General features: G+C 72.4%; 5 protein-coding genes. All 5 read left to right on the plus strand.

Translation table 11 applies throughout. The features are described from left to right. The first annotated feature begins 134 nt into the window (after positions 1 to 134). The 5 genes from ACZ4YY_RS33730 (at position 135) to ACZ4YY_RS33750 (ending at position 5,909) form a co-directional block, all read left to right on the plus strand. Complete coding sequence (locus ACZ4YY_RS33730; protein WP_468298781.1) at positions 135 to 1,757, plus strand: PucR family transcriptional regulator; 1,623 nt, start codon at positions 135 to 137, stop codon at positions 1,755 to 1,757. Between the two features lie 335 nt (positions 1,758 to 2,092). Beyond that, a complete protein-coding gene (locus ACZ4YY_RS33735) occupies positions 2,093 to 3,079 on the plus strand; it encodes an aldo/keto reductase (RefSeq protein WP_468298790.1) in 987 nt (328 codons plus the stop codon). A gap of 125 nt (positions 3,080 to 3,204) precedes the next feature. Then, positions 3,205 to 3,777: a TetR/AcrR family transcriptional regulator gene (locus tag ACZ4YY_RS33740; protein WP_468298782.1), complete on the plus strand. Its 573-nt coding sequence runs from the start codon at positions 3,205 to 3,207 to the stop codon at positions 3,775 to 3,777. Between the two features lie 192 nt (positions 3,778 to 3,969). Continuing rightward, positions 3,970 to 5,148: an acyl-CoA dehydrogenase family protein gene (locus ACZ4YY_RS33745; RefSeq protein ID WP_468298783.1), complete on the plus strand. Its 1,179-nt coding sequence runs from the start codon at positions 3,970 to 3,972 to the stop codon at positions 5,146 to 5,148. Positions 5,149 to 5,150: 2 nt separating this feature from the next. After that, positions 5,151 to 5,909 (plus strand): SDR family NAD(P)-dependent oxidoreductase, encoded by a 759-nt coding sequence (locus tag ACZ4YY_RS33750; RefSeq protein ID WP_468298784.1) that lies wholly within the window; start codon positions 5,151 to 5,153, stop codon positions 5,907 to 5,909. The last annotated feature ends 91 nt before the right edge of the window (positions 5,910 to 6,000 follow it).

Genomic DNA, 6,000 nt, shown 5'->3' on the forward strand with positions numbered 1-6,000 from the left:
GTTCCGCCTTGGCGCCTTCTTGAGACGGTCTGTCACTGCGGACGGCCGGGGTGTACAAATGCCGAACCCGCTCTTGTCACGATGGGTGGCCGATGCGAAGGTGAGCCCGATTCCCTCGGATGAAAGCACCTCCTATGCCGCCCAAACCTGACGCACCCGGGCACTTCCCCACGGTAAGGGAGGTACTGCGACTACCCGTGCTCGCCGAAGGGATGCCTCGTGTGCTGGCCGGCGAGTCACAGCTGGACAGCCCGGTGCGCTGGGTGCATGTCACCGAGCTGCTCAATCCCGCCGATTTCCTGGAGGGCGGCGAGCTGGTGCTGACCACCGGCATGCCGCATCCCGAGGACGCCTCCGAGCTGCGCGGCTACGTCGACCAACTCGCGGACGTCGGCGCGGCCGGCCTGATCGTGGAGCTCGGTTACCGGTACCAGAAGGTGCCCCATGAGCTGGTGGCGGCGTGCCGCGCCCGTGACGTGCCGCTGGTCGAGCTGGCCCGTGGCGTCCGGTTCATCGACGTCACGCAGACGGTGCACGCGCTCATCCTCGACGCCCAGGGGGCCCTGCTGCGCCGCGGGAGGGACATTCAGGACATCTTCACCGCCCTGACGTTGCGGGGCGCGGATCCCGAGGAACTGGTGCACACCACCGCGGAGCTCACCGGAGCCCCCGTGGTGCTGGAGGATCTCACCCACCGGGTCCTGATCTGCGAGCTGCTCGGCCGACCGTACGAGCCGGTGGTGTCGGCCTGGTCGCGGCGTTCACGGGCCGCCCCGACGCCGGAGAGGATCACGCCGAGCGGCCCGGAGGGGTGGCTGATCGCGCGGGTGCAGGACCACGACGGCCCATGGGGGCGGTTGGTCCTGCTGGAGGACCGGCTGAGCGCCGAGCCCGACCCGGAACACGTCCTGGTGCTGGAGCGTGCGGCGGTCGCGCTGACCATGGCGCGCCTGGCGGGGCAGGCCCGGTGGGAGCGCCGGGCCCACCGCTCCGTACTGCGAGACCTGTACGAACGGCGTTTCCGCTCCCCCGCGGACGCCCGCGCCCGCGCCGAGGCACTAGGACTGCCCACCCTCGGGCACCGCCTCTTCGCCGTGGTCATCCGCCACCCGTACACCGGCACCGAGGGCGAGCACCTCGACGAACGGATCGCGAAGGCGCTGGCGCACACCGGTATCCGCGCCCTGGTCGGCGAGACGGCCCCCGGCCGCATCGGCGTACTCGTGGCTCTGGCACAGGCGAGCGCCTGGCAGCCGGTCGCCGAGCGGATCGGCCGCCTGACCCGGGAGGAGCTCGGACCGCGGGCAGTCGTCGCCGTCGGCCCCGGGGTGACCGACCTCGGCGGGATCGCCCTGTCGTGGCAGGAGGCGGAGCAGACGGCCGAGGCCATCACACCGGCCTCACCGGAGCGGTGGTTCTACGTCCCCGCCGACGTCCGGCTGCCGGAGTTGCTGGGCGTCCTTCGGGAGGACACCCGTCTTCAGCGGTACGCGGAACGGCAACTGACCCGCCTCATCGAGCACGACGGCCGCAACGGCGGCGATCTGCTCCCGGCACTGCGCGCCTATCTGGCGGCGGCCGGGAACAAGTCGGTCGCGGCGAAACAGGCCGGCATGTCCCGGCAGGCGTACTACCAGCGCCTGCACACCATCGAGCGGCTCCTCGGCTGCGACCTGGAATCAGGTCTGCGGCGCACGTCCCTGCACGTCGCGGTGCTGGTCCTGGACGCGGGAGAAGCAGCTGTTCCCGGCGCGTGACGGGGCACGTCGGCCGTCACGCGCGTCGCCGTGCGACCGGCGCCCGGGGGAGAAGCCCGTGTACGTGCGTCGTGTCGGACCCTGATTTGACGTCATGGCCGGGGGCGCTCGAGCAGGACCGGGCGGCACCGGGGCGGCTTTGTGCGGCGCGTGCGGATCGGGATGCCGCGGCTGCGCGAGGACTTCTTCCGTCGCCGATGGCGGCCGGAGAGGCGGCCTGTCATTTCCGCGGTCCCGGAGCTCCGCGCCGCCCTTGCGTTGAAGTGCGCTTCAACGGCCAGACTCCTCCTCCGCCGGAAGGTTCCGGCCGAACGGGAGGACACACCATGACGGCCATGAAGTACCGCACCCTGGGCACCGACCCGGGGACCCGCCGGGAGGTCAGCGTGATCGCGCTCGGCGCGATGCTGTTCGGGTCGGCGACGGACGAGGAGACGTCCTTCGCGATCCTCGACCGCTACGTGGAGGCGGGCGGGAACTTCGTCGACACGTCCGACAACTACGCGTTCTGGGTGGACGGCGGGCAGGGCGGCCAGAGCGAGGAACTGCTCGGCCGGTGGCGGCGCAGCCGGGGCGTCGGCGACGAGATCGTCATCGCCACGAAGCTCGGCGCCCGGCCGCTGGCGCCCGGCACCGGTTACACGGACAACGCCGAGGGGCTGTCGGCCGCGGTGATCCGGGAGGCGGCCGAACGCAGCGGGGAACGGCTCGGCATGCAGCGGCTCGACCTGCTCTACGCCCACATCGACGACCACACCGTCCCGCAGCGCGAGACCGTCGAGGCGTTCGCCGCGCTCGTCGGCGAGGGCGCGGTCGGACTGCTCGGGGTGAGCAACCAGGCCGTCTGGCGGGTGGAGCGGGCCCGGGCCCTCGCCGCGGCGGCCGGCCTGGCCGGCTACGAGGTGCTCCAGTACCAGCACAGCCATCTGCGCCCGCGCAACGACATACCCGACGCACTGTTCCCGGACGGCAGCCTCGGGCACGCCGGCCCCGAGCTCCTCGGCTACCTGCGGGCGGAGCCCGGCCTGACCCTGGTCGCCTACTCGCCGCTGCTCAAGGGCGCCTACACCGACCCGGCCAAGAGGCTGCCGCCGGACTACGACCACCCGGGCACGCCCGCCCGGCTCGCCGTGCTGCGGGACGTGGCCGCGGAGACCGGTGCCACCGTCAACCAGGTCGTGCTGGCCTGGCAGCTCGGCGGGGAACCGCCGGTCCTCCCGCTCGTCGGCGCCTCCTCGGTGGCGCAACTGGAGGAGGCCCTCGCCGCCGTGGACCTGGAGCTGACGCAGGGCCAGCGGGAGCGGCTGGACACGGTGCACTGAGGGGTCCTTGCGCTGTGCCCGCCCGGGCCGCCCGGCCCGGTCAGGCGCTCATGGTGCAAGAATCCCTCAGTGCACCGGTGGCAGGGGGCGGCGTGGGCGGCGCACGGCGCGGATAGGCTGGGATCATGCCGTCCACCCGCCGCACCGCCCGACAGGCCGATCTGCTGGAACGACTCGTCGCGCTGCTGACGGCGGAGGGGTTCTCGGCCCTCACCCTCGACGACCTCGCCGAACGGCTGCGCTGCTCCAAGACGACGCTGTACCAGCTGGCCCGCAGCAAGCAGGGGCTCGTGGTGGAGGCGGTCAAGCACTACTTCCGGGGCGCGACCGAAGCCGTCGAGAAGCGCGTGGCGCAGACCGACGACCCCTCGGACCGGGTGCGCGTCTACCTGACAGCCGTCGCCGAACAGCTGCGCCCGCTCTCCCGGCGGTTCCTCGACGACGTGGCCGAGTTCCCGCCCGCCCGCGAAGTGTACGAGGCCAACACGCGCATGGCGGCGGAGCGGGTGCGCCGGCTGATCGCGGAGGGTGTCTCGGACGGTGCCTTCCGGGAGGTGCACACCGCCTTCGTCGGCGAGGTCGCCGCCGCGACCATGCGCCAGATCCAGCAGGGCGAGCTGAAGACCCGCACCGGGCTGACCGACGCCGAGGCGTACGAGCAGCTCGCCTCGCTCATCGTGCACGCCGTCTCGTCCTGATTCCTGCGCGTCCGCGCGCCCCCTCCGCACGTCCGCGCGCTCCTGCCCGGGTGCCCCGCATGCGCCCCCTCCGCGCCCCCCGTTCCGCCTCCCTCGGCATGGGGGTGCGGTATCGCGCCCGGGTGCCGTACTGTGAATGATACGTTCGTACACCTTCCAGTATCACTCCGTGCCACCCCCGTGGAGGTTGCCGTGCCTGCCACTCGCGCCCTGCCGACCGAGGAAGCCGTCGACCTCGTCCAGCTCACGCGCACCTTCGCCGTGAAGGAGCTCGCCCCCCGCGTCGCCGAGGCGGAGGCGGACGGCGCGTTCCCCCGGGACGTCTTCCGCACCCTCGGCCGCAGCGGGCTGCTCGGGCTGCCCTTCGCCGAGGAGCACGGCGGGGCGGCGCAGCCGTACGAGGTGTACCTCCAGGTGCTGGAGGAGGTCGCGGCGGTCTGGTCGAGCGTCGCCGTGGGCATCTCGGTGCACGCCCTGTCCTGCTTCCCGCTCGCCCGCTTCGGCACCGAGGAGCAGCGGCGCAGGTGGCTGCCGGACATGCTGGGCGGCGAGCTCCTGGGCGCCTACTGCCTGTCCGAACCGCACGCCGGCTCCGACCCGGCGGCCATGCGCACCCGCGCGGTCCGCGACGGGGACACCTACGTCCTCACCGGCGCCAAGGCGTGGACCACGCACGGCGGGTACGCCGACTTCTACACCGTCATGGCCCGCACCTCCGAGGACCGCACCCATGGCATCTCCTGCTTCCTCGTCCCCGCGGACACCCCGGGGCTGAGCGCCGACCCGCCGGAGCGCAAGATGGGACTCACCGGGTCGGCGACCGCGACCATGCGGTTCGACGACGTCCGGGTGCCCGTGGAGCGGCGGATCGGGGAGGAGGGGCAGGGCTTGAAGATCGCGCTCGCGTCCCTGGACTGCGGCCGCCTCGGCATCGCCGCCGTCGCCACCGGCCTCGCCCAGGGCGCCCTGGACCACGCCGTGCGCTACGCCCGAGAGCGCGAGACCTTCGGCAAGCCGATCATCGAGCACCAGGGGCTGGCGTTCGTCCTCGCCGACATGGGCGCCGCGATCGAGTCCGCACGCGCCACCGCGCTGTCCGCGGCCCGGCTGAAGGACCTCGGCCTGAACTTCACCCGAGAGGCGTCCATCGCCAAGCTCGTGGCCACCGACAACGCCATGAAGGTGACCACGGACGCCGTGCAGGTCCTCGGCGGGTACGGATACACGCGCGACTTCCCCGTCGAGCGCTACATGCGCGAGGCGAAGGTCATGCAGATCTTCGAAGGAACCAACCAGATCCAGCGCATGATCATTTCCCGTGCGCTGGACCGGAACGAGGGCGGTGTGCTCACCGTTCTCGGCAAGGAGTGATGATGCAGCTCGAGAACACCGCCGCCCTCGTCACCGGCGGTGCGTCCGGCCTCGGCGCGGCCACCGCGAAGGCCCTCGCCGAACGCGGCGCGCGGGTCTTCGCCCTCGACCTCAAGGACGGCATCGACCGGGCCCCCGAGGTCGCCGGCGTCACCTACGTCCCCGCCGACGTCACCGACCCCGAGCAGGTGCGGGCCGCCGTCGCCGTCGCGGCGGGCGGGGACGTCCCGCTGCGCACGGTCGTCAACTGCGCCGGCATCGGCCCGTCGATGCGGATCCTCGGCAAGAAAGGGGTGCACGACCTCGCGCTGTACGCCAAGGTGATCCAGATCAACCTGGTCGGCACCTTCAACGTGCTCGCGCTCGCCTCCGAGGCCATCGCCGAGACCGAGGCCGACGGCCACGGGCAGCGGGGCGTCATCGTCAACACCGCGTCGATCGCCGCCTACGACGGCCAGATCGGCCAGGCTGCCTACGCGTCCTCAAAGGGCGGCGTCGTCGGCCTGACCCTGCCCGCCGCCCGCGACCTCGCCCAGTACGGCATCCGGGTGTGCACCATCGCGCCGGGCATCGTGGAGACGCCGATGCTGGCCACGGTGTCGGAGGAGTTCCGCACCGCGCTCGCCGCCGGTGTGCCCTTCCCACGCCGTCTCGCCCAGCCGGAGGAGTACGCGAAGCTCGCCCTCGCGATCGTGGACCACGACTACCTCAACGGCGAGACGATCCGCATGGACGGCGCCCTGCGGATGGCGCCGCGCTAGGTGTACTGCCCTGAGAGGTTGGGGACGCGGCTGGCGGGTGGCTGGCCCTTCAGCGCGGTGTGTCCGCGGTGGTGATTGTAGGTGTGCAGCC

The sequence above is a fragment of the Streptomyces sp. NPDC030143 genome, from assembly GCF_055573695.1.